Raw genomic sequence first — 22,790 nt, forward strand, 5'->3', positions numbered from 1 at the left:
ATTATGGCTGTAGCTATTCGTGTAATTCCCTGTCTCGACGTTGACAACGGGCGGGTGGTAAAAGGCGTCAATTTTGAAAACCTGCGTGATGCGGGTGACCCTGTTGAACTGGCGCGGCGTTACGGTGAGGAGGGCGCAGACGAGTTGACCTTCCTTGATGTCACCGCTTCTAAGGACGGGCGTGGCACCATGTTGGATGTTGTGCGTCGTACAGCCGACGAGGTGTTTATTCCGCTGACTGTGGGCGGGGGAGTGCGCACCGTTGACGATGTGAAGGAGCTGCTGCGCGCTGGCGCGGACAAAGTGTCCGTGAATACCGCAGCGATTGCCAAGCCGGAGATACTGCGCGAGATGGCAGAGCAGTTCGGGTCGCAGTGCATCGTATTATCGGTGGATGCCCGCCGTGTCCCTGAGGGTGGTCAGTCTCAGCCATCCGGCTTTGAGGTGACCACTCACGGCGGGACAAAGTCCGCTGGAATCGATGCCATCGAGTGGGCGCGCCGCGGCCAGGAACTGGGTGTGGGCGAGATCTTGTTGAATTCGATGGACGGTGATGGCACTAAAGACGGCTTCGATATCGAACTGTTAGTTAAGGTGCGTCAAGCAGTAACCATTCCGGTTATCGCCTCAGGTGGGGCAGGCAAGCCAGAGCACTTTCCACCGGCGGTTGAAGCTGGTGCAAACGCGGTGCTAGCGGCTTCGATCTTCCACTTCGGCGAGGTTTCCATCAAGGAGGTCAAAGACGCGCTGGCGGGTGCTGGCTACGAGGTCCGCCAGTGAGTGACAACCCGGCGGACTACGCCCTTGACCCTGCTATTGCCCAGCGTTTGAAGCCGAATGATCAGGGCTTGGTTCCGGCGATCGTGCAGGCCCACGGCTCCGGTGAGGTGCTGATGATGGCGTGGATGGATACGCACGCTTTGGCTTATACTCTTGCTTCACGACGAGGCACTTACTACTCGCGTTCCCGGAAAGAATACTGGATTAAGGGTTTGACCAGTGGTCATACCCAGGAGGTCACGGGCGTGCGTCTTGACTGTGATGGCGATACCCTCCTGGTGACGGTCAAGCAGGTCGGTGGTGCGTGCCATACCGGTGACCGCACCTGCTTCGACGCAGATCCTCTGCTCTAGTATTCTGCTCTAACTTGAGCACTAACCGAAAGGAACTGTTGTGACCGTTGTGACCACTGCCTCGCAGGCCCCGTCTCAGGGTTGGTCTCGCCTGGGTGCACTCGGCTTAGGAATCGGCGCGATCATCATGTGGATTGGTTCTCGGATGCCGTGGATTGATGTGGCATACCAGGATGACAAATCTGGCCCGGGCAGCATCGCACTGTCCGGCTCGTCGTGGTCTACTGAGATCACCGCGGTGATTCTGGTTCTGCTGGCCGGAATGATCGCTGCCTTCGTTGTCAGGCGTTGGGGCCGTCGCATTATCGGCGTGATTGGTGCTCTGGCAGCCTTCGGGGCTGTAGTCTCTCCGATTGCGGTCTTGGTGGGCAACCCAGATGCCGAGCGGGCCAAGCTGTTGCTCACCTCGGGTGCGGCAAGCCAACGTTCTACTGCGCCAGTCACTATCGCCGAGTGGGCGGAGATTACCGGCATCTCCGTACAGGCGGTCGGCCCGATCGTCGCTGCGCTCGGTGCTCTTGTGGCCGTCGCTGCTGGGATTGTTCTGGCACTCAAGCCAGGTGGAGACTCGCCGAAGATGAATAAGTATGAAACCGCAACGATGCGGCGCGAAAAACTTGAGGACGATCTCGACTCCACCCCTGATTCTGGCCGGGTAATGTGGGATGCCCTTGATGCAGATATCGATCCGACCGATCGCAACGGCTGACCCTCTGGCTACCCCCGCTAGGTAAATAGCTAGCAACGTGATTTTCCCCGCAGAACTATCACCCACTAGCCTTGAGGCAGAGCTTCAGATCGAGGTTGGGAGGTGAGCGCGGTGCGCACCTTAGACAGCATGCAACGCATCGTCAGCGGAGTGCTGGCCGATGTTGCTGAGCGAGAAGCGAGCCTGCCCTTCGAAGAAATCAAGGCGAGATCGCGCGATATGGCTCCCACGAGGGACGTCCGCGCAGCCTTACTGAAACCGGGCTGTGGTGTCATCGTCGAAATTAAACGCACCTCCCCAGTCTTTGGCCCCACCGGCCTTGTCGCTTCAGTCGCAGACATCGCGCGAGGTATAGAAGCCGGTGGGGCTCATCTCATTGCATGCCAAACTGAGCGACTTCGGTTCAATGGGTCGTTGCAGGATATGGCTGTGGCACGCGAAGCTGTCGACCTGCCCATGGTGTGCCGTGATGTCATAGTCGACCCGTACCAAATCCATGAGGCGCGCTGTTACGGGGCGGATATGATTCCCCTGCAGGTGAGTCTGATGGACCAGCACCGTTTGGAAGCACTCATTGACCGAATTGAATCTCTCGGAATGGTTGCCATGGCCGAGGTACGCACCCCAGAAGAAGCGGACCGTGCCCTGCAGGCCCGAGCTCGTGTCATTGGTGTCAATTCTTGGTCTTTCGATACCAACTCTTTAAATCGCGATTCTTTCGCACAGATCGAACCTGGCATCCCCAGCGATGTGTTACGCATAAGTTTAGGCGGGGTACGCAACGCTCGTGACCTGCTGGATGCGGCGTCCCAAGGAGCGGATGCGGTACTGGCGGCGGAGTCTGTGATGAGCCAGGAGGACATTCGCGTCGCGACGATGCGCCTGGCAGCTGCCGGGCAGCATCCATCGTGTCCCTCCCGTTCTTAGCAAAATACGCTCTCATGGGGCACACTAAGAAACGTGCAAACTACGATTCTGGCTAATATTCCTTCGCCATCCCAAGGCGTGTGGGAACTTGGACCCATTCCAATCCGCGCGTACGCCCTATTTATCGTTATCGGCATTCTGGTAGCGCTGTGGTTGACGTTGCGCCGTTACCGGGCAAAAGGCGGAGACCCCGATGTGGTGTGGGATGCTGCAATAGTAGCCGTTCCCGCCGGTATTATCGGTGGCCGTTTATATCATGTGATCACCGATTATGATAAATATTTCGGACCCGGCAAAAACGCCTGGGATGCTTTCAACATTGCGGGCGGGGGATTGGGAATTTGGGGCGCGGTTGCCCTCGGCGGTGTTGCGGTGTGGATCTTATTCCGCGTGAAGAAGTTGCCTTTGGGCCCGTTCGCCGACGCGGTCGCTCCCGGGATCATTGTGGCGCAGGCCATCGGACGCCTCGGCAATTGGTTCAACCAGGAACTCTACGGCCGGCCCACGGATGTGCCGTGGGCACTAGATATCTACTACCGTGTTGACGAGTCCGGGAATTTCGCACCGCTGACTGGCCAGTCCACCGGTGAAGTGATTGCCAGCGTGCACCCTACCTTCCTTTACGAATTGGTGTGGAACCTGTTGGTTTTCGTGTTCTTGCTGTGGGCTGAACGCAAGTGGCGTCTTGGCCACGGACGGGTGTTTGCGCTCTACGTTGTCGGATATACGTTAGGACGGTTCTGGATTGAGCTGCTGCGCGATGACACCGCCAACATGATCTTGGGCTTGCGCGTAAACACGTGGGTATCCGCGATTGTGTTCATTATCGCACTGATCGTGTTTTTCAAGCTGCCGCGTGGACAAGAATCTCCACAGCAGGTTGATCCGCGTCGAAATAGCGTCGAAAAGCATGAGCGGAACGACGAGACGTCGACTGAACCGGTAGCACAGTCTGGTCAAGCGAAAGATGACGCCAGCAGGTAGCCTAGGGCACTGTGAATACCTTTTCAGCGCTTCCTCCTGAAAAGTCGTATCAAAGCGAGTAGGTTGGTAATTGTGGATAGACGAACGAAGATCGTATGTACTCTTGGTCCTGCGGTAGCGAGCAAGGAGGCCATCGTCGGACTTGTCCGCGATGGGATGAATGTCGCCCGCATGAACTTCTCTCACGGTGATCACGCCGATCATGAACAGAATTATAAGTGGGTGCGCGAAGCTACCGATGAGACTGGGAAAGCTGTTGGCATCCTCGCTGACCTCCAGGGGCCGAAAATTCGCCTGGGTCGCTTCAAGGAGGATAAAACTTTCTGGGAGACCGGGGAGATTGTCCGTATTACCGTAGACGAGGTTGAAGGCACACATGATCGCGTGTCGACGACCTACAAGAACCTGGCCAAGGACGCGAAGCCTGGCGACCGCTTGCTTGTCGACGACGGCAAGGTGGGACTGATTTGCCTCGAGGTTGATGGCAATGATGTTGTCTGCCGTGTAACCGAGGGCGGACCGGTATCTAACAACAAAGGTGTCTCGTTGCCGGGGATGGATATTTCCGTGCCTGCACTGTCTGAAAAAGATATTGCTGACCTGAAGTTTGCCCTCAAGCTAGGGGTGGACTTCATTGCTTTGTCGTTCGTTCGCTCGCCGTCTGACGTGGATCTTGTTCATGAAGTGATGGACGAAGTTGGCCGACGCGTTCCTGTGATCGCGAAGTTGGAGAAGCCAGAGGCTGTAGACGCCCTCGAATCCATCATCTTGGCGTTCGACGCCATCATGGTTGCACGTGGTGACTTGGGTGTTGAGATCGCCCTCGAGCAGGTGCCACTGGTGCAAAAGCGTGCGATCCAGATTGCTCGTGAGAACGCGAAGCCAGTGATCGTGGCCACCCAGATGCTTGACTCCATGATTGATAATTCCCGCCCAACGCGTGCGGAAGCATCGGACGTTGCTAATGCTGTCCTAGACGGCGCAGACGCTGTGATGCTTTCTGGTGAGACGTCTGTTGGCGTTGATCCGCACAACGTTGTGCGCACTATGTCGCGCATTGTTCGCGTTGCTGAGAGCACTGGCCAGGTTCCACCGCTGGTGCACATTCCACGTACTAAGCGTGGTGTTATTTCTTATTCTGCGCGTGATATCGCTGAGCGGCTGAACGCAAAGGCAATGGTGGCATTCACCACCTCGGGCGATACTGCTCGTCGTGTGGCACGCCTGCACTCTAAGCATCCGCTGCTTGTCTTCACGCCCCGCCAGGAGATTCGTTCCCAGCTTGCTTTGACGTGGGGCACCGAGACTTTCCTGTGCCGCGAAGTTTCCGGCACTGATGACATGATCAAGGTTGTCGATGAAGAGTTGCTCGGCTTCGCGGACTACAACGAGGGCGATACCATGGTCGTCATCGCTGGTACACCTCCAGGGGTTGCTGGTACAACCAACATGGTCCACGTGCACCAGTTAGGCGAGGATACGAAGTCCCCGAAGTTTTAGTTTTGCGCTAAGAAGGCCCGCTGTTCACATGGGGTGGACAGCGGGCTTTTAGGCCTTTAATGCTTGACTTTTCAGTGATAATGATTAGTATGATACACAATATAATCAATTGAATACGTGTTTATACTTCTTGAAGTAAAGGAGTTAAAGGTGGTGGGATGGAAGAAACTGGTATCCCTGTGCGCTGTAGCCGTGATGGTTGTAGCGAGTGCCTGCTCGGCACCGGAAGAACCAAATAATGAGGCCGGTGACGGGACGGCCGTAACAGAATCTACAAGAAGTACAGAGTTATCCGCGAGTGATGCCGCCACTCGCACTGTCACCGATTCTTTAGGGCGTAAAGTTGAGGTTCCTGCTCGGGTGGAATCAGTAGCAACACAGGGTAGCGGAGCACGTAATGTTATCTATGCTGGTGGATTAGACAAGATTGTTGCGGTTACCGAAATTGACAAGGGGCCTGCGATTGGCGCTCCGTACAAATACGCCGCGCGGGAGCATTTCGCTGATTTGCCTGTCACTAGCCCAGGCGGTCCTACACAGACGGTGTACGAGGAAGAGCTTATTGAGATTGCGCCGGACGTTGTAGTGACTACATGGACCGACCCGGCGATGCTTGACGATATCCAGGAACGAACGGGCGTTCCTGTTCTTGCGGTGTCCGATCCCGCCCCTGATTACACATCGTTTTCTAAGATCAATCTAGATATGATCCTTCTTCTTGGGGAGCTGTTAGGAACCGAAGCGCAGGCAAACGGCCTTGTAGGACAAGTACAGCAGTGGGAAGAAGATTTAGCTGACCGTGTCGCCGATCTTCCCGAAGGAGACCGGAAGACCGCCTACACCGGTGCCGTCAGTTATAAGGGCGGCCATGGATTTGCCGGTACCAGGGCACATTACATGCCGTTCGATACCGTACGGGTTATCAACGTCGTTGACGAAACTGGTCAAAATGGTGCATTTCAAGTCGATCTGGAAAAGGTCCCTGAGTGGGACCCAGAGTTCATTTTCCTCAACCCGGCGAGCATGGATCTTGTCAATCAAGACTATGATGCCAACCCTGAATTCTTCGATAATTTGACTGCGGTTAAAGAAGGGCGCGTGTACTCCCAACCCTCATTTATCTGGCATTCGCTGAACCACGAACTCGCTATCGCGAACGCTTACTATGTCGGCACAGTAGTCTATCCCGAACGGTTTGCTGATATCGATATGGAGGAGACCGTCAACGACATTTTCCAGGCCTACCTCGGGATGGACTACGTTGATTTGCTGAAGCAAGAAGGACTGTGGTTCCAGGAGCTTACCTTAGGCGAGGATGTCCAATAGTGGAGAGAGTGGATAATTTGCCAGGATCCACCGTTTCTGATGCACCTAGCCATGGCCAGCTAGGCAGGAGCGAAGGAACTGACGTCATCGCCCGCTACAAAGGGTACGTGGGAAAGAAGTGGCTTGTTATCGTCGTTACGCTTCTCATCCTGTTTGTCTCAGGGCTGCTATCTGTCGGGATGGGGTCGGCCACGCTCACCATTTCTGAGTCCATCGGGGCGCTTCTTGGGGGAGGCGACGACAAAGCCCAAAACATTGTCATGCGTTTGCGTTTTCCTCGTGTTTTGGTTGCCATTGTTGGTGGATTCGGGTTAGCAATCGCCGGTGCAGCTTTCCAAAGCGTCCTGCGCAACCCACTAGCGTCACCATCTACTTTGGGTGTTGCACAAGGAGCCAGTTTCGGTGCCTCAATCGGCATCATTGTGTTTGGTGCGGGAACGACAGCCGGAGTCTCAGCCGCTAGTCCCGTGCAAATCAATAATCCCTATATCGTCACGATCTGTGCTTTCAGTGGGGCAATGTTATCCACCGTGGTTATTCTCGGCCTGTCTAGGTTCCGCCAGATCACCCCGGAATCCATGGTGTTGGCTGGGGTAGCTTTGTCTGCCATCTTTTCTGCGGGTACTACGTTGGTGCAGTACTTTGCCGACGAAGTCCAAATCGCCGCAGTAGTGTTTTGGACATTCGGGGATCTAGGGCGCGCCTCCTACAACGAGATAGCCATTATCGTTCTTATAGTGCTCATTGTCGGCATCTACTTTATGTATAACCGCTGGAACTATAACGCGATGGAAAGTGGTGAAACCACGGCCATAGGCCTTGGCGTTAACGCGAACCGAGTCCGGTTATGGACCATGATCATGGGAACGCTGGTGACATCCGTGGTGGTGTCTTTTGTGGGGATCATTAGTTTTATCGGTTTGATTGCGCCACACATCATGCGCCGATTCATTGGTTCAGACCACCGTTATCTCATCCCTGCAGCAGGGGTTGCAGGCGGTTTACTCCTGTTACTGTCCGATCTGGCCGCGCGCATGATTATGGCTCCTATTATTTTGCCTATCGGAGCCATCACATCATTCCTAGGCGGGCCAATGTTCCTTTATCTGCTGTTTAAAGGGGTGAACCGCCGTTGATTACAGCAACAGATATTGATTTCGCGTTCAAAAATAGCCCCCAGATTCTGCATCAAGTCAGCGCGCGCGTCGCTCCGGGTTCCTTCATGGCGATCCTTGGAAACAATGGTGTTGGCAAATCCACCTTCATGTTCTGCCTGAACCGGATTTTGCAACCAACCGGGGGAAAGTCGAGTTAAAAACAGGCGGCGTAGCGCGTGACGTTGCTGATATGAGTCGGATGGAACTGGCACGAAATATGGCGTTTGTTGCACAGCACAGTCACGCAGGGCGCCTGACGGTGTTTGATGCAGTACTGCTGGGGAGGCGCCCACATATAAACTTTTCGCCAACCGATAAAGACTATCGGCTCGTCGAAAAGTCAATGGCGCGGATGGGTATCCACGACCTCGCTGTCCGGTACGTCGATGAGCTTTCCGGCGGTGAATTTCAGAAAGTAATTTTAGCCCGCGCCTTGGCACAAGACGCCAGTATTTTGCTTCTCGACGAACCAACCAACAACCTGGATCCGCACAACCAGTATGAAGTCATGCGTGCTGTCCGTGAGGTTATTGATGCAGACCAAATATCGGCCATTGCTGTGCTGCACGACCTAAATCTGGCAGTCCGGTTTTGTGACACCTTCGTCCTACTTAAAGAAGGAACGGTCTACGCCCACGGAGGAATAGAAACAATTACACCGGAAACTCTGCATGCTGTATACGGGATCAACGCCGATGTGATCGAGCATAAAGGCCACAAGGTCGTCGTCACGCTCTAGAAAAGATAGCTGTCCAGATTTTCTGGAGTCAATAACCAACCGCCCCTGATTGAACCACTGAATATTCGAGTACCACTTTCGAAGGAGAGTAAGATTCATGAAATCGAAAATCACAAAGTCACTGTTTGCCAGCGTATTAGCTGCTGCGTTAGCCCTCACTTCAGGGTGTAGCAGTACCGGCGGAAGTTCATCGACAGCGGAGTCTTCTGGAAGCTCAACGTCACCCGCGGTGGGCACGTCTGAGTCTGAAACAAGGGTGATTACAGATGCTCTTGGGCGTGAGGTGGAGGTTCCTGCCCGAGTCGATGAGATAGCCACCCATGGCACGGCGGCGCGCATGGTGATCTACGCCGGTGGTATCGAAAAGTTGTCTGTTGTTGCTGAAGGCGACCAACGCGAGAACGTGGCCATGCCGTATGCCTATGTGCATCATGGCGAGCTGAAGGATCTCCCAGTAGGAACTTCAGGAAAATCTGCCGATCCCATGTACGAGGAGCAGATTATTGAACTGTCGCCCGACATCATAGTCTCTTCCTCGGCTGATGCGGGTTTCCTTGATGAGATGCAGGAACGGACAGGCGTTCCGGTTGTTGCGCTTTACGAAACTATCGTCCAGAACAATGTATTTGATGAAGAAATTATCCGGATGATCGAGTTGCTCGGTGAGCTGATGGGAACGGAGGAACAAGCATCCAACGTAACTACGGCCATGAAGAAATGGGGCAACGATCTGGACGAACGGGTGGGCGATATTCCCGAGAAAGAAAGAGTGACTGCCTACACAGGGGCTGTAAACTTCAACGGTAGCCATGGCATTGCCGGTTCGTATGCTCGGTACATGCCGTTCGACCTCGTCAACGTAATCAATGTTGTCGACGAAACCGGCCAAGAAGGTGCATTCCAAATCGATCTGGAGAAGCTACAGGATTGGGATCCAGACCTGATCTTCCTGAACCCATCCAATATGGATCTAGTGAACGAGGACTACAACAGCAACCCGGAATTTTTCAACAGTCTTACCGCGGTAGAAAATAACGGCGTGTATTCACAACCGCCGTATATTATGTCTGGTACGAATTTTGAGTTAGCCATCGCAGATACCTATTACGTTGGCAAGGTCGCCTACCCTGATCGTTTCGAGGATATTGACATGAGAGCACTTACCGACGAGGTGTTTGAGGTGCTGCTGGGGCAGAAGTACTCAGACAAACTGATCGAAGCAGGTTTGTGGTTCAACCCTCTAGAGCTGGGGGAGGACCCAACCCCAGAGGGATAACGCTCAACAGGCGGACCTATTCGTCGTAAAGCGGGAAGGCTTACTTGCTGATCGGGGTTGGCTTAATCTTCCAGACCTCATCCGCGTAATCACGGATAGTGCGGTCGGAGGAGAAGCGACCAGACTCGCAGATATTCACCCAGCACATGCGCGCCCAGTGCAGCGGATCAGCATAGTACTCCTCGGCCATCCGGTCGCGGGTAGCGCGGTAATCCTCAAAGTCACCCAGAACGTACCAGGTGTCTGGGGTCTCCCAGCCGCCACCGTCCAGCAAGGAAGAACGAATGTCGTGGAATGCGCCGGAGCCATTGTCATTGAGGGTGCCGTCGGTCAGTGCGTCGAGGACGCGCTTCACCCCGTCGACGTTCTCGTAGACGTGCTGTGGGTTGTAGTTCTTGCGCAGCTCTGGCAGCTCGTCTTCCTTCGCACCAAAGATATAAGCGTTGTCTTCGCCGACAGCCTCTGCGATCTCCACGTTCGCGCCGTCGAGAGTACCCAGGGTGAGAGCACCGTTCATCATGAACTTCATGTTGCCGGTACCGGACGCTTCCTTGCCCGCGGTGGAAATCTGCTCCGAGACATCGGTTGCCGGGATGATGTGCTCAGCAGGGGAGACGTTGTAGTTCTCCACGAAGACTACAGACAGAACCTTGGACACCTCGGGGTCATTGTTCACCAACTCGCCGATCTCGTTGATCAGTTTGATGATGCCCTTCGCACGGGTGTAGCCAGGTGCTGCCTTTGCGCCGAAGATAAAGGTGCGGCGTGGCACAGTCTCGCCGTCTTCCTTGATGCGGAAGTATAGGTCGAGGACGTACAAAGCGTTCATGAGTTGGCGCTTATACTCGTGCAGGCGCTTGATTTGGGTGTCGAAGATGGACTCTGGGTCCACCTCGATACCCTGGCGCTGCAGGATCCAATCTGCGAAGTCCTTCTTGTTGGCCACCTTGATGTCGTTGAGTTCCTTCATCACCTCAGCGTCATCGGTGTACTTGCGCAGTTTCTTAAGCTTGTCCATGTCAGTCACCCAGTCATCTGATCCTGACAGGCGATCGAGCAATTCAGACAAGCGTGGGTTGCACATGCGCAGCCAACGGCGAGGAGTGACACCGTTAGTCTTGTTGTCGAAACGCTCTGGCCAGATGTCGTACCAGTCATTGAGAGTGTCACGCTTCAGGATTTCGGTGTGCAGCGCCGCCACACCGTTGATTGAGTAGGAGGCGTAGCACGCGATCCACGCCATGTGCACCTTGCCGTCGTGGACAGGGGACATGCGATGTGCGCGCTCAGGTGTGATGCCACGGTCATGCATGTCGATGCGGAAGCGGCGGTCAATCTCCAGGGTGATTTCCCAAATGCGCCAGAACAGCTGCTTGAAGATGGACTCATCCCACGTCTCCAAAGCTTCGGTGAGAACGGTGTGGTTGGTATAGGCGAAGGTTTGGGTGGTCACGTCCCAGGCCTCTTCCCATCCCATGCCGTGATCATCCATCAGCAGGCGCATCAGCTCAGGAATAGCCAGCACCGGGTGGGTGTCGTTGAGCTGGATGGAATTGTACTTGTGGAAGTCCTTGAGGTCCTCGCCGTGCTTCTCAATGTAGCTATCGATGAGCTCCTGCAGTGATGCGGAGACGAAGAAATATTGCTGGCGTACACGCAGCAGCTTTCCTTGATAGGTGGTGTCATTCGGGTACAGCACGCGGCACAAGTCGTGGACAGCCTCGCGCTCGATGATGGCATCGGAGAAGCGCTGGGAGTTGAAGGCATCATAGTCGAACTCGCGAATTGGTTCGGAGTTCCACAGGCGTAGGGTACCCACATTGTCGGTGCCATAGCCGGTGATCGCCATATCGTGAGGAACGGCACGGACAGTCATATCGTCGAAACGCACGATGCGCTGCTGAGAGTTACGGCGCACGACGAACGGGTAGGCTTCTTCCTTCCAAGCGTCTGGGTGTTCCTTCTGGAATCCGTCGACAAATTCCTGGCGGAAAAGCCCGTAGCGGTACAGCAGGCCGTAGCCAGTCACCGGGAAGTCCTGGGTGACCGAGGAGTCGAGGAAGCATGCTGCAAGGCGACCTAGACCGCCATTGCCGAGTGCTGCATCGTTTTCAGCTTCGAGGACATCGGTCAAATTGTGCCCATTGGCTTCAGCTGCTTTCTTAGCTTCGTCGACAAGCCCCAAGTTGGTCAAGTTGTTCAACAACGCGCGACCCATCAGGAACTCTGCGGACAGGTAGGACTGCTTGCGGGTGCCGTTATAAGCCTTGTTAGTGGCCTCCCACTTGTCTGCAATTTGCTCTTGTACTGCAGCGGCTAGACCGGCCCAGAACTTGTAGTTCGTCGCCGAGGACGGCGTCTGGCCGGAGTAAGCGCGCACATGGCCACCGACGGTGGTTTCCAGTGCAGGCGGGGTAGCGGGCTGGTTCATATAATTACCTCACGTAAAAAACGAGTTGGGGATTTTAACCGTACAGAGACAGAGTGTACCAAGTTATCCGGCCATTTCTCACTCATTGGTCATACTATTCGTCTGCGAGGTAAGACAGGGCACCCGCCGCAGCAGCATAGGTGGTGGCATACACCGTCGGTTCGTAGTCGGGCAAAAACGTATTCATGTGGTTGACCGGCACGTCTTCGGTGACCCGATTATTCGCCACAGCCTCGTCCCACACCTCAGTGGGAGTGCAGCCAACAACCCAGTAGAGATACGGAGTACCCAAAGCGAGCGGAATATTGGCAAAATCCTCCGACACGGTACGTGGCTTTGCGTCAACCGATCGAGAGCCAAACACAGCATCAAACGTGCCTCGAACTTGTGCGAAGACCTCGGGCGAGTTATCCAGCAGCTCGCCGTGGGCAAAGAACTCTAGCCGTGGAGTTTCTTCCACACCAGAGGCTTGACACTCAGCTTCCACCACCCGGCGGATGGACGCGTACACCCGGCGCTTCACGTCATCGTTGTAGAACCGGCAGTTCAATACAAGCTCCGCGTGGTCAGGGATGATGTTGTTTGTGGAGCCTGAGCGCAGGGTACCTACCGACACCACGGCGAACTCATTTGGATCGACCTCCCTCCCGACGATGCCTTGCAGACGGATGACCACCATGGCCGCGATATAGGTGGGATCGATCGCTTTATGCGGCATCGAACCGTGGGCGGAGCGGCCCGGGATGTGAATGCGGATTGAATCACACGCTGCGAACTGTGGGCCAGGTTTCGTCTGCACCTCGCCGGCGCGCCCAGGCATGACGTGTTGGGCCATGCACACATCTGGGCGGGGAATACGGGTGAGCAACCCGTCGTGCACCATCGCTGTTGCACCCATCGCGTTTTCCTCGGCAGGCTGGAACAGGGCGATGAAGGTACCGGACCACTCGTCGCGAATCCCGTCCAGGATTGCGCACGCACCTAATAGTGCCGTGGTGTGCATGTCATGCCCGCACGCATGCATCACACCCACCTGAGACCCGTCAGGGTTGGGGCGCACGCGTGTCGACGCATACGGCACCCCAGTCTCTTCCTTGATCGGCAACGCGTCGAAGTCTGCACGGAACAAGACTGTGGGGCCGTCACCGTTGCGAAAAACCGCGACGATGCCGTATCCGCCTATCGGTGCGATCACCTCACAGTCGAAGCGTTCCAATTCCTGGAGGATCCGGCGGTGGGTTTCATGCTCGTGTCCGGACAGCTCGGGGTGTTCGTGTAACCACTCATAGGTCGTTTGCTGCCACGACAGGTCAACGTCGTGCGATTGCAGGATACGCGCAATACTTGGCATGGTGTAACAGCTCCCAGTGCTAGCGAACTTTTCTACCAACGACGATAGCGAATTGCCGCTAGGAGAGATGCAGCATGGGGTTATAACGTAACACGTTGGTCGCCGCAGAACATTCGGTAGCGATGCGTATCGATGATTCGATCGTGGCTTCATCGCGCAGCTTGTACATGGCGCTGACAACGCGATCGCGCAGTTCAAATGGTGAAATAGTATTCACGTAGACCTTCGTTCCGCCCTCGAAGCCAGCCAAGGTGGACACGCGCCATTTGAGATTGATCCGCCACGGCATTGGCATATCCAAATCCACCGGCTTGTGGTGCCACTCCTCGTTGCTCGCGATGTCTGCGCCAGTTGCCGCGTGCGCTGCATGCAGCAGATCCGACATGCCGCGAACCTCTTCCGCCGACTGCAGCCACGGCTCTGGTATTGCAGACTTGGAGTACAGGCCCAAAGTGGGGTAGCGGTGGCCGATTCCTGCAATCAGGATGGCATAGTCATTTTCAGCGATGACCAAGTTGTGGTAGCTGGCATAGTTGATCGCCCACTCGTTGTACATGTTGGGGTTGGTGCGCAGCTTCTGGATTTCCATGTCGGTTTGCACACCACGTTCGTCGATTGCCACAAGCTGCTTGTGCAAGTGGTCAAAGGATGCGCCAGCCGCAGAGAGCCAGTTCTGAAACACCACTACATACGGGGCATACCGATTGTTTTCATACAAGTCCCGCATCGCGTCGATAGTAAACGCGATAAAACCGTAGTGTTCTTCCGGTGTCAGTGTTCCCGACGATGCAAGCTGAGAATCATCTGTAGCCCCATCCACGTAGTGGCGGGACGACAGGATGACGTCGTGTCCACCCGCGAAATAAGTTGGGGCTTTGGCAAGCAATTCTTCGTCGGTCATGCTGTCACCCTTGCCGTTGCCAGACGCATTGAGGCGGGTGCGCACGATGTCGATGACATGTTGGCGGCCGCGCTTATCGGCAATGTAGCGCTTCATCTGAAACGCTGTATCGGAGGCCATCTCGTACTGGTAGTTTTCCACCCAGTAGTCGTAGGAGACAATCTCGAAGAGGTTAGGCACTCGTCGAAAAGCGGCGGAGGTGTGCTCCATCTCGTCGGGAAGCAAGCCGGTGAGGATGTGCCACTCACCGTCGTTGCCACGAACCATCCGCGACTTTTCTGGTGGTGTTTTCAAAGGGTTACCGGTACAGAACGCACACGAGTGGGTGAAATCTTCCGGAGTGAGCGGTGCCGTATCGGTCTTCGGCTTCGACAGGGGGCGATTGCCGCGCCCAGGTACCGTCCATACCTGGGTTCCAGAAAAGGGGTTGATCTGTTTAATTGTGCCGTCCGCCATCGTCGAGAGGGCTTCGCGGTAGGAATGGATTGGGAACGTCATAGTCTCCAGACTATTAGCTAGTCTTGGAACATGCCTTCTATCCAGTTCGATATTTTGATTCCGGACCAGCCTACGTCCGCCGCCGAGGAGCTCGCAGACGCGTTCCGACGGGCAGTTCAGATCCTCGAAAAGCATAAGATGCTCACCGATGGTGAGGTTGCCCATACTCCAGGCCAGAAGTGTGACGATTTTACCGTCAACCAGTTGCGCAACGTTTACCGTGAGGAACGCGGCGAGGATCCGGACCATGCCAGCATGCACCGCATCATTGTTACTGCCGACAATGTGCGCTCATATAATCAGCTGGCGATGGGGCTGTCACGCATTCTTACCCCGCCCGCCAAGCTACCGAACGACCCCGTTGCGCTCGAGCGCGAAACCGATTTTGAACTGCCCTCGCTCTACCCCTGGACCGTGGAGATATTGAGGTAATCCACTGCAATCCGAGCCCCGGCACGGCGCATCTGTTCCGCGACATCGAGACCGGCTTCCAGTTCCACGGCAATCGCCCCTTCGGGAACCTCCGCCTCGAACCGGCCAGAGGCGATCGCTACAGGCACGTCTGATTCCCTAGCCAACCGTGCCACGACGTCGACAACCTTTCCCGCCGCCGTCTGGTCGTCGTACTTGCCCTCACCGGTGATGACCAGAGAGGCCTGACTGATTTTCTCGGGCAAGCCCAAAGCATCAGCAACCAGCTGGGCACCAGACACTAGGTGGACGTTGTCAGAATTGCCGTAGAGCAACTGCGAGACCCAGGTGATCCCCACAGGGACCGCACCGGCAGCGCCGAATCCAGGTGTGTCTGCAGCAATCCCGGTGACCGCACACAGGCGAGCTAGCCCCTCGTCGAGAAGCTCCACCTCCTCTGCGGTAGCACCCTTCTGCGGCCCGAACACGTGGGCAGCTCCCTTGGGCCCGGTGACTGGTGAAGTGACATCCGCGGCCAAGACCCACTCCACACCGGCTGCGGGAATATTCATCGTGGCAGTATCAAAGTCGTGCAGCTCACGCAGGTGGGTCCCGCCTGTGCGTAGCGTATACCCCTCCTGGTTGATGGGGTTAATACCAAAAGCGACCAGGATTCCCGTTCCGCCGTCCACGGTGGCGGAACCCCCCAGCCCCAACACGATTCGGGTTGCTCCTCGCGTTTGCGCATCGGCAATCAAGACACCGGTGCCGTAGGTATCACCGGTAGCTGCGACAGGGTTGTCGGCCACCGCAGGAAGCCCAGAAGCGGCCGCCACATCGATATAGGCGGTGGTGCTGGCTGCATGGTAGACATAAGTCGCTTCAGTAAGACGGCCTGCCGCGTCGGTAGTCGGCAGCGTGATCCGTTCGCCTTCAAAGAGCTCGGAGGTACCCTCCCCACCGTCGGCCATGGGGGCAAGCACGATATCGGCGTTCGCGATAATCTGCCTCACACCTTCACCCAACCACTGGGCGGCCTGGTCCGCAGATGCGGTTCCCTTGAAGGAATCCGGGGCTATCACAATGGTCAAATCCTCGGCACGTGCACCGCTTAGAGAATCGAGTGGGCTGTGGGCTGAATCAGTCATGACACCCAGTGTAGAGGCCAGCTTTGCGGTGTGATTTTAAACTAGAGAGTTTTCTTTCATATCAACTTGCGAAACTGGGGTTCTGCGTGAAAACTATTCTGCGTACATGCGCACAGTCTTTGCCTTAGGCTGTGTGCCTAAGTGGAGTATGCCTAAGTGGGGTGTGCCCCACACGAAACGACGTGTAAGGATGGGAATGCGATGTCGAAGACTGACGAGCTGGTTTCTGGCTATTACAGCAAGCTGCTGAAACGTAACGCAGGCGAGCCAGAGTTCCATCAGGCCGTGGCCGAGGTGCTGGACTCCCTGAAAATTGTCCTGGAAAAGGACCCACACTATGCCGATTACGGGCTGATTCAGCGCCTTTGCGAGCCAGAACGTCAGGTCATCTTCCGTGTCCCGTGGATCTCGGACAACAACAACGTCCACGTTGCGCGTGGCTTCCGTGTCCAGTTCAACTCAGCACTAGGCCCCTACAAAGGTGGCCTCCGGTTCCACCCCTCGGTGAACCTGGGCATCATCAAGTTTCTGGGCTTCGAGCAGATCTTTAAAAATTCCCTGACCGGTCTACCCATTGGTGGAGGCAAAGGCGGTTCCGACTTCGACCCGAAGGGTCGCTCCGAGGGCGAAATCATGCGTTTCTGCCAGTCCTTCATGACGGAGCTACATCGCCACATCGGCGAGTACCGCGACGTGCCAGCAGGCGACATCGGCGTGGGCGGACGCGAGATCGGCTTCCTGTTCGGCCAGTACCGTCGTCTGACCAACCAGCACGAGTCCGGTGTCCTGACCGGCAAGGGTTTGTCGTGGGGTGGCTCCCTGGTGCGCACCGAGGCTACTGGTTACGGGTGCGTGTACTTCACCAACGAGATGATGCGTGCCCATGGCGAGTCCCTTGACGGTGCCAAAGTTATAGTTTCTGGCTCCGGTAACGTGGCGATCTACGCTATAGAGAAGGCACAAGAGATGGGCGCGACCGTCATCGGTTTCTCCGACTCCTCCGGCTGGGTCCACACCCCAGACGGCGTGGACCTCGAACTTCTTAAAGACATCAAGGAAGTCCGCCGCGAACGTATCTCTGCTTATGTGAAGGAAGCAGAGGGGGCAACCCTGCACACCGATGGCTCCATCTGGTCGTTGAAGGCAGACGTAGCTCTCCCCTGTGCTACTCAGAATGAGCTGGGTGGGGAACACGCACAGATGCTCGTAGACAACGGTGTGAAGTACGTCGCTGAAGGCGCGAATATGCCATCCACCCCACAGGCAATTGAGGTTTTCCGCAAGTCAAAGATCCGCTTCGCGCCGGGCAAGGCGGCAAACGCGGGCGGTGTGGCCACCTCCGCCCTGGAAATGCAGCAGAACGCATCGCGTGACTCCTGGTCCTTCGAGTACACCGATCAACGTCTGCACAAAATCATGTCTAATATCTTCCAGCGTTGTGAGGCGACAGCAGCCGAGTACGACCGCGAGGATGACTACATTCTGGGCGCGAATATCGCCGGCTTCAAGAAGGTTGCCGATGCAATGCTTGCCCAGGGTGTCGTCTAACGCCCTTGGCGTAGAAACGCCCGATCGATTTCGTGTCGAGCGGGCGTTTTCTCGTCGTTAAGCACTAGCATCAAAGCCATGTATCGCGTCTTTGAATCCTTGGATGAACTCGTACACACCTTGGAGCAGGCCTACGGCGTGCCCATGACCACTAATTGCATGGTGCCACGCAATGACATGCTGGCCTTGCTCGATGACTTGCGCAATGCCCTGCCCGTAGAGCTCGATGATGCGCAGGACGTGCTGGATAAACAGGATGAGATTTTGCGAGGCGCGCAGGAGCGTGCCGACGGCATCATCACCGATGCTGAGGAAGAAGCGCAGCGCGTTGTGGCTGACGCTCACAACGAGTCTCAGGATATGCTGGCCGATGCACAGCAGCGTTCCACGTCGATGGTTGCTCAGGCGCAGGACGAGGCCGCCGAGACTGTGCGGCGTGCCAACGAAGAGGCTCACTACACGCTGCAGTCCGCCCAGGCTGAGGCCGAACGCCTGAACCACGAGGGCAATGAGGCTTACGAACGTTCCGTAACTGAGGGTTTGGCGGAGCAGCAGCGCCTTGTGTCCGAGGCTGAGGTGATGAAGCGTGCCGACGAGGAAGCGCACCGGATTGTTGAAAATGCGCACACCGAGTCCAACCGTCTGCGCACTGAATGCGACGAATTTGTGGATACGAAGCTGGGCGAGTTCGAGGAGACTTTGTCTGGCATTTTGCGTACGGTTACACGCGATCGCAGTGCTTTACGACGAGGCGCTGGCGTTTCGGGTGCCCAGCGCACTGATACTTACCAGCGTTATGATTTTCCTGACCGGCCCGAGCGGACTCGTCGCCCACGTTCCGAATAGGGCCGGGATAGGTTAAGATCGGTGGCTGTTATGGCTACCAATCCTTTTGTTCTCAATGTCGCTGACGTGCTTCGCTCTGACGGCATGCCACAGGTGATCACCACTACTGGGTCGTCGCCGTCGCGGATCGGCCCGGAGATGATCGCGATCCCTGAAGGTGGCGAGGTCACCGTCGAGGCGACAGTGACTAATCTAGGCTCCGGTGTGCTGGTTGATGCCACTGCAACCGCTTCGCTGGAGGGGGAGTGCGTGCGTTGCTTGGCGCCACTGACTCCTACCGAATCTCTGACAATTAGCCAGGTGTTTTCCATCGATGAGGATTTCATTACTGGTGATGAGGAAGTAGATGAAGATCAGGGGTCCGGTGACGAGGTAAAGTATGTCAACCCTGATGACACTGTTGATCTTGAGCAGTCTTTCATAGACGAAGCTGGACTGACTTTGCCGTTCAATCCCACGTGTCAGCCCGACTGTGCCGAGACTGATGTTCCGGCACCGGATGGTGTTTCCGGTGCAGAAGAGCGTGTGGATCCCCGGTGGGCAGGGTTGGAGAAGTTCCTGTGAGCCGGCCACGCAAGCGCAAGATTACTGGTGAGGATGCGTGGCAGCAGGCCTTTGAAGCGGTTGATCACGGCCCGCTGAAGGAAGCACTGGGTGTGGATATCAACGACGAATATCTGCGCTTAGCCCTGACGCATCGCAGCTTCGCTAACGAAAACGGAAACCTGCCGAATAATGAGCGCCTGGAGTTTTTGGGTGACGCTGTGTTGGGCCTGGCGGTGGCCACGAAACTGTATGAGGTGTACCCCTCGCGGCCTGAGTCAGATATTTCTAAGATGCGTGCGTCGATTGTGTCGCGTTATGGGCTGGCCGATATCGCCCGCCAGATCAACCTGGGCCCGCATATCCTGTTGGGCCGGGGCGAGGAGGTCACAGATGGCCGAAATAAAGATTCGATTCTGGCTGACACCACTGAGGCGTTATTTGGCTCTATCTACCGACAGCACGAGTTCGAGACTGCTCGCGATGTGATCTTGCGGCTTTTCGACGAGAAGATCCACACGGCGAGTGCCGCCGGCCGCCACCAGGACTGGAAGACCACTCTGCAGGAACGCCTGGCTGAACTCAAAGCACCCGCGGCGGTGTATGTGGCAACGAGTGTTGGCCCGGAACACGATCTCACTTTTACCGCCAATGTCATGATCGGGGACACCTCTCGTGGCCAAGGCGTGGGCCCGAATAAAAAGTTGGCGGAGCAGGAAGCAGCTCGTCAGGCTGTGCTATTCTTGCGCGACCATCCCAGCTCCGTCGCAGGCACTGTCACAGGCTCCGGAGCCTGAAGCTAATGCCAGAACTGCCTGAAGTTGAAGTGGTGCGTCGTGGCCTCGATGAGCATGTTCGTGGACTGACCTTCCGCGAAATTGAAGTGCTCCATCCGCGTGCTGTGCGCGACAACGATGTTGATCTCACCGATGTTCTGCCAGGGCTTACTATCGATACAGTGCGCCGCCGCGGGAAGTACTTGTGGTTTGAGCTGTCTGACGGCTACGCACTGGTGATTCACCTGCGCATGAGTGGCCAGATGCTCGTCGGCAAGCACGGCGAGGTTACCAGCCCGCACTTAAGGATCCGCGCGGACCTCGGTGATCGTGAGCTGTGTTTCGTCGATCAGCGCACCTTTGGCTACTGGCACTATGCCTCGCTTGACGACGAGGGCCTCCCCACGACGATGGCCCACATTGCACCTGACCCATTTGACGCTTCTTTCGATGTAATTGCCACGGCACGTGCCATGCGATCTAAGAACTCGGCGGTGAAAACGGTGTTGCTGGACCAGGGGATCGTGTCTGGTATTGGTTCTATCTACGCTGATGAAGCCATGTGGGCTGCTGGCGTCAAGCCGACCAGGAAAGCGCGCGGACTGCGGCAAAAAGATGCCGTGCGCCTGCTCGAAGAGTCGCGTGAAGTGATGGCCCGCGCTTTAGCGCAAGGCGGCACCAGCTTCGATTCCCTGTACGTGAACGTCAACGGTGCGAGTGGCTATTTTTCGCGGTCGCTCAACGCGTATGGGCAGGTAGACCGGCCGTGTGCACGGTGTGGCAACCCAATTAAACGCACTAAAGTTAACGGCCGCTCAAGCTATTTTTGCGCTACTTGCCAGGTGATTTAAGATTTTCACATGGAACAGCTCGAAAACTTCGTCACATCGACGATTAATGACAACCTCTGGATGGTTGTCCCCTGGGTGCTCATCGCCGCTGGGATCTATTTCGGTATCCGGACCATTGTTGTCCAGGTGCGCATGCTCCCCGACATGTTTAAGGCCATCATCGAAAAGCCCGGTGGTGCTGAGAAAAGTGCGGGTGGCATCTCTGCCTTTAAAGCGTTTACCATTTCTGCGGCATCGCGCGTAGGAACTGGCAACGTGGCCGGTGTGGCCGTGGCGATCTCATTGGGCGGCCCTGGGGCTGTGTTTTGGATGTGGCTGATCGCGATCGTTGGTGGTGCGACCTCGTTTGTAGAGTCCACTTTGGCCCAGCTGTGGAAGACGAAAGATGAGGAAGGCAACTATCACGGCGGGCCGGCCTATTACATGACCCGTGGCCTGGGCTGGACCCCGCTGGCAATGGTCTTCGCGGTGTTTCTCGCGGTGACCTATGGCTTCGTGTACAACGCGATCCAAACTAATTCCATCGTTGAGTCAGTGGGCACCTCCTTTGAAGCCGATTCGCTGACCTTCAAGTTGATCGTCGGCGGGCTTGTGGCGTTGCTGACCGCCTCCATCATCTTTGGCGGTGTGACTAGGGTTGCTAGCGCTACCCAGATCATCGTGCCGTTCATGGCCGGCGCCTATATCATCATGGGTGCGATCGTGCTCATTGTGAATATCAGTGAGATTCCGGGCATGTTCGTCGACATCGTTAGCCACGCTCTGGGCTTCAAGGAGATTGCTGGCGCTACCCTCGGTGCCGCGTTTATGAACGGTGTGCGCCGTGGCCTGTTTTCTAACGAGGCAGGTATGGGCTCCGCACCGAATGCCGCAGCGACCGCCACCGTGTCGCATCCGGTTAAGCAGGGTTTAGTGCAGACTCTCGGCGTGTATTTTGACACCATCGTGGTGTGCTCCATCACGGCTTTCATCATTTTGCTCGGTCCGCAACCGATGTACGGTGAAGAGGTCCAGGGCGCATCTCTGACCCAGGTTGCGCTTGCTGATTCCGTGGGTGATTGGGCGATCCACTTTGTCAGCTTTATCCTGTTCTTTCTGGCGTTTTCGTCGATTATTGGTAACTACTACTTGGCTCAGGCCAACATCGAGTACCTCACTAATTCCAAGCTGGTGATGAACATTTTCCGCGTAGCTGTTATCGGCTTTGTGTTTTTCGGCGCGGTTGGTTCCATTCCGTTGGTGTGGGCGCTTGGCGATACATTTGCCGCATGCCTCGTATTCATCAACCTGCTTGCGATAGTTCCCTTGGGTGGGGTAGCCATTAAATTGCTGAAAAACTACTCTGAACAGCGGGCTGCTGGAATTGATCCGGTGTTCCACAAGAACATGATTCCCGAACTTAGAAATGTGGAGACCTGGGACGGCTCCAATCCTGTGAATCCAGAGATCTGAGCAAGGAGGTGTCGATAAGCTTCTTTCTTTTCTCGATGAAAGCCCCCACAGGTTGCGAGTGGTCAAGGTGATGTAGCAATTTTCTTAAACCGCTGGCGTCTGTACAGCTTTCGGTGAGCTCCGGTCGATGGATTGTTCTAAATCGTGCGTTTTTGAGCCTCTTTTTAAGGATTCATCGACCGGACGCTGCCTGAGGTGATTGCTGCATCCACGGAACTCTGCAAAATGTGACCGTGCAGCTTAGGAATGTCAGTGCAGGGTACTAAAATGTTAAAATTCTTCG

Annotated in this window: 22 protein-coding genes; 18 read left to right on the forward strand and 4 right to left on the reverse strand. The window is 55.9% G+C overall.

Annotated elements, in window-relative coordinates; translation table 11 throughout:
* Positions 1 to 3: 3 nt before the first annotated feature.
* From hisF to CKV99_RS03855, 11 genes are all read left to right on the forward strand, one after another.
* On the forward strand, positions 4 to 780 hold the full coding sequence (hisF, locus tag CKV99_RS03810) for an imidazole glycerol phosphate synthase subunit HisF (protein ID WP_092254647.1): 777 nt from the start codon (positions 4 to 6) through the stop codon (positions 778 to 780).
* Positions 777 to 1,133 (forward strand): phosphoribosyl-AMP cyclohydrolase, encoded by a 357-nt coding sequence (gene hisI, locus CKV99_RS03815; protein WP_092254650.1) that lies wholly within the window; start codon positions 777 to 779, stop codon positions 1,131 to 1,133. The genes hisF and hisI overlap by 4 nt, the downstream gene beginning before the upstream one ends.
* 127 nt (positions 1,134 to 1,260) lie before the next feature.
* Positions 1,261 to 1,842 (forward strand): TIGR02234 family membrane protein, encoded by a 582-nt coding sequence (locus CKV99_RS03820; RefSeq protein ID WP_092255633.1) that lies wholly within the window; start codon positions 1,261 to 1,263, stop codon positions 1,840 to 1,842.
* Positions 1,843 to 1,953: 111 nt separating this feature from the next.
* Complete coding sequence (locus CKV99_RS03825) at positions 1,954 to 2,769, forward strand: indole-3-glycerol phosphate synthase TrpC (RefSeq protein WP_092254653.1); 816 nt, start codon at positions 1,954 to 1,956, stop codon at positions 2,767 to 2,769.
* Positions 2,770 to 2,802: 33 nt separating this feature from the next.
* Positions 2,803 to 3,753, forward strand: coding sequence for a prolipoprotein diacylglyceryl transferase (gene lgt, locus CKV99_RS03830; RefSeq protein ID WP_092254656.1), 951 nt, complete (start codon positions 2,803 to 2,805; stop codon positions 3,751 to 3,753).
* 72 nt (positions 3,754 to 3,825) lie between these two features.
* Positions 3,826 to 5,253 carry a pyruvate kinase gene (gene pyk, locus CKV99_RS03835; RefSeq protein ID WP_092254659.1) on the forward strand — a complete coding sequence of 476 codons (1,428 nt, stop codon included), beginning with the start codon at positions 3,826 to 3,828 and terminating at the stop codon, positions 5,251 to 5,253.
* 150 nt (positions 5,254 to 5,403) lie between these two features.
* Entirely contained in the window at positions 5,404 to 6,579 is a 1,176-nt protein-coding gene (locus CKV99_RS03840; protein ID WP_231910161.1) for an ABC transporter substrate-binding protein, read from the forward strand.
* Positions 6,580 to 6,587: 8 nt separating this feature from the next.
* A complete protein-coding gene (locus tag CKV99_RS03845) occupies positions 6,588 to 7,715 on the forward strand; it encodes a FecCD family ABC transporter permease (protein ID WP_231910162.1) in 1,128 nt (375 codons plus the stop codon).
* The gene (locus CKV99_RS15095; protein WP_256232141.1) at positions 7,712 to 7,894 is read left to right on the forward strand and encodes an ATP-binding cassette domain-containing protein; all 183 of its coding nucleotides are present in this window, start codon (positions 7,712 to 7,714) and stop codon (positions 7,892 to 7,894) included. The genes CKV99_RS03845 and CKV99_RS15095 overlap by 4 nt, the downstream gene beginning before the upstream one ends.
* Before the next feature lie 32 nt (positions 7,895 to 7,926).
* Positions 7,927 to 8,475 (forward strand): ABC transporter ATP-binding protein, encoded by a 549-nt coding sequence (locus CKV99_RS03850; RefSeq protein ID WP_197697210.1) that lies wholly within the window; start codon positions 7,927 to 7,929, stop codon positions 8,473 to 8,475.
* 97 nt (positions 8,476 to 8,572) lie between these two features.
* A complete protein-coding gene (locus CKV99_RS03855) occupies positions 8,573 to 9,751 on the forward strand; it encodes an ABC transporter substrate-binding protein (protein WP_092254664.1) in 1,179 nt (392 codons plus the stop codon).
* A 40-nt stretch (positions 9,752 to 9,791) separates the two neighbouring features.
* Here CKV99_RS03855 and CKV99_RS03860 read toward each other — a convergent pair whose 3' ends face one another.
* The 3 genes from CKV99_RS03860 to CKV99_RS03870 all read right to left on the reverse strand — a co-directional run bounded on the left by CKV99_RS03860 (position 9,792) and on the right by CKV99_RS03870 (position 14,932).
* Positions 9,792 to 12,182: a glycogen/starch/alpha-glucan phosphorylase gene (locus CKV99_RS03860; RefSeq protein WP_092254667.1), complete on the reverse strand. Its 2,391-nt coding sequence runs from the start codon at positions 12,180 to 12,182 to the stop codon at positions 9,792 to 9,794.
* A gap of 94 nt (positions 12,183 to 12,276) precedes the next feature.
* Positions 12,277 to 13,533, reverse strand: a complete 1,257-nt coding sequence (locus tag CKV99_RS03865) for an amidohydrolase (RefSeq protein ID WP_092254670.1) — start codon at positions 13,531 to 13,533, stop codon at positions 12,277 to 12,279.
* A gap of 58 nt (positions 13,534 to 13,591) precedes the next feature.
* Positions 13,592 to 14,932: a DUF4921 family protein gene (locus tag CKV99_RS03870; RefSeq protein WP_092254673.1), complete on the reverse strand. Its 1,341-nt coding sequence runs from the start codon at positions 14,930 to 14,932 to the stop codon at positions 13,592 to 13,594.
* 30 nt (positions 14,933 to 14,962) lie between these two features.
* Between CKV99_RS03870 and CKV99_RS03875 the strand changes: the two genes are divergently transcribed.
* Positions 14,963 to 15,364 (forward strand): hypothetical protein, encoded by a 402-nt coding sequence (locus CKV99_RS03875; RefSeq protein WP_092254676.1) that lies wholly within the window; start codon positions 14,963 to 14,965, stop codon positions 15,362 to 15,364.
* On the opposite strand, the gene CKV99_RS03880 is transcribed toward CKV99_RS03875, so the two are convergent.
* Positions 15,334 to 16,491, reverse strand: coding sequence for a glycerate kinase (locus CKV99_RS03880; RefSeq protein WP_092254679.1), 1,158 nt, complete (start codon positions 16,489 to 16,491; stop codon positions 15,334 to 15,336). The genes CKV99_RS03875 and CKV99_RS03880 overlap by 31 nt on opposite strands.
* A 201-nt stretch (positions 16,492 to 16,692) precedes the next feature.
* Here CKV99_RS03880 and gdhA point away from each other — a divergent pair, with 201 nt between their 5' ends.
* The 6 genes from gdhA to CKV99_RS03910 all read left to right on the forward strand — a co-directional run bounded on the left by gdhA (position 16,693) and on the right by CKV99_RS03910 (position 22,507).
* Positions 16,693 to 18,039, forward strand: coding sequence for an NADP-specific glutamate dehydrogenase (gdhA, locus tag CKV99_RS03885; protein WP_092254682.1), 1,347 nt, complete (start codon positions 16,693 to 16,695; stop codon positions 18,037 to 18,039).
* 78 nt (positions 18,040 to 18,117) lie between these two features.
* On the forward strand, positions 18,118 to 18,885 hold the full coding sequence (locus tag CKV99_RS03890; protein WP_092254685.1) for a DivIVA domain-containing protein: 768 nt from the start codon (positions 18,118 to 18,120) through the stop codon (positions 18,883 to 18,885).
* A gap of 30 nt (positions 18,886 to 18,915) precedes the next feature.
* Entirely contained in the window at positions 18,916 to 19,449 is a 534-nt protein-coding gene (locus CKV99_RS03895; RefSeq protein ID WP_092255642.1) for a YceD family protein, read from the forward strand.
* Positions 19,446 to 20,225 carry a ribonuclease III gene (gene rnc, locus CKV99_RS03900; protein ID WP_092254688.1) on the forward strand — a complete coding sequence of 260 codons (780 nt, stop codon included), beginning with the start codon at positions 19,446 to 19,448 and terminating at the stop codon, positions 20,223 to 20,225. Before CKV99_RS03895 ends, rnc begins: the two co-directional genes overlap by 4 nt.
* A gap of 5 nt (positions 20,226 to 20,230) precedes the next feature.
* Positions 20,231 to 21,055 carry a bifunctional DNA-formamidopyrimidine glycosylase/DNA-(apurinic or apyrimidinic site) lyase gene (mutM, locus tag CKV99_RS03905; RefSeq protein WP_092254691.1) on the forward strand — a complete coding sequence of 275 codons (825 nt, stop codon included), beginning with the start codon at positions 20,231 to 20,233 and terminating at the stop codon, positions 21,053 to 21,055.
* A 9-nt stretch (positions 21,056 to 21,064) separates the two neighbouring features.
* Positions 21,065 to 22,507: an alanine/glycine:cation symporter family protein gene (locus CKV99_RS03910; RefSeq protein WP_092254694.1), complete on the forward strand. Its 1,443-nt coding sequence runs from the start codon at positions 21,065 to 21,067 to the stop codon at positions 22,505 to 22,507.
* Positions 22,508 to 22,790 lie beyond the last annotated feature (283 nt).

Origin of the sequence: Corynebacterium cystitidis, from assembly GCF_900187295.1 — a bacterium.
Taxonomy (GTDB): domain Bacteria; phylum Actinomycetota; class Actinomycetes; order Mycobacteriales; family Mycobacteriaceae; genus Corynebacterium; species Corynebacterium cystitidis.

Excerpts from the sequence above, each read along its gene's own strand:
- gdhA (WP_092254682.1), top strand. The coding sequence starts at position 16,693 with ATGTCGAAGACTGACGAGCTGGTTTCTGGCTATTACAGCAAGCTGCTG.
- CKV99_RS03875 (WP_092254676.1), top strand. The coding sequence starts at position 14,963 with ATGCCTTCTATCCAGTTCGATATTTTGATTCCGGACCAGCCTACGTCC.
- CKV99_RS03880 (WP_092254679.1), bottom strand. The coding sequence starts at position 16,491 with ATGACTGATTCAGCCCACAGCCCACTCGATTCTCTAAGCGGTGCACGT.
- CKV99_RS03870 (WP_092254673.1), bottom strand. The coding sequence starts at position 14,932 with ATGACGTTCCCAATCCATTCCTACCGCGAAGCCCTCTCGACGATGGCG.
- CKV99_RS03910 (WP_092254694.1), top strand. The coding sequence starts at position 21,065 with ATGGAACAGCTCGAAAACTTCGTCACATCGACGATTAATGACAACCTC.
- CKV99_RS03860 (WP_092254667.1), bottom strand. The coding sequence starts at position 12,182 with ATGAACCAGCCCGCTACCCCGCCTGCACTGGAAACCACCGTCGGTGGC.
- hisF (WP_092254647.1), top strand. The coding sequence starts at position 4 with ATGGCTGTAGCTATTCGTGTAATTCCCTGTCTCGACGTTGACAACGGG.
- CKV99_RS03895 (WP_092255642.1), top strand. The coding sequence starts at position 18,916 with ATGGCTACCAATCCTTTTGTTCTCAATGTCGCTGACGTGCTTCGCTCT.
- CKV99_RS03855 (WP_092254664.1), top strand. The coding sequence starts at position 8,573 with ATGAAATCGAAAATCACAAAGTCACTGTTTGCCAGCGTATTAGCTGCT.
- CKV99_RS03820 (WP_092255633.1), top strand. The coding sequence starts at position 1,261 with ATGTGGATTGGTTCTCGGATGCCGTGGATTGATGTGGCATACCAGGAT.
- CKV99_RS03850 (WP_197697210.1), top strand. The coding sequence starts at position 7,927 with ATGAGTCGGATGGAACTGGCACGAAATATGGCGTTTGTTGCACAGCAC.
- CKV99_RS03890 (WP_092254685.1), top strand. The coding sequence starts at position 18,118 with ATGTATCGCGTCTTTGAATCCTTGGATGAACTCGTACACACCTTGGAG.
- CKV99_RS03865 (WP_092254670.1), bottom strand. The coding sequence starts at position 13,533 with ATGCCAAGTATTGCGCGTATCCTGCAATCGCACGACGTTGACCTGTCG.
- mutM (WP_092254691.1), top strand. The coding sequence starts at position 20,231 with ATGCCAGAACTGCCTGAAGTTGAAGTGGTGCGTCGTGGCCTCGATGAG.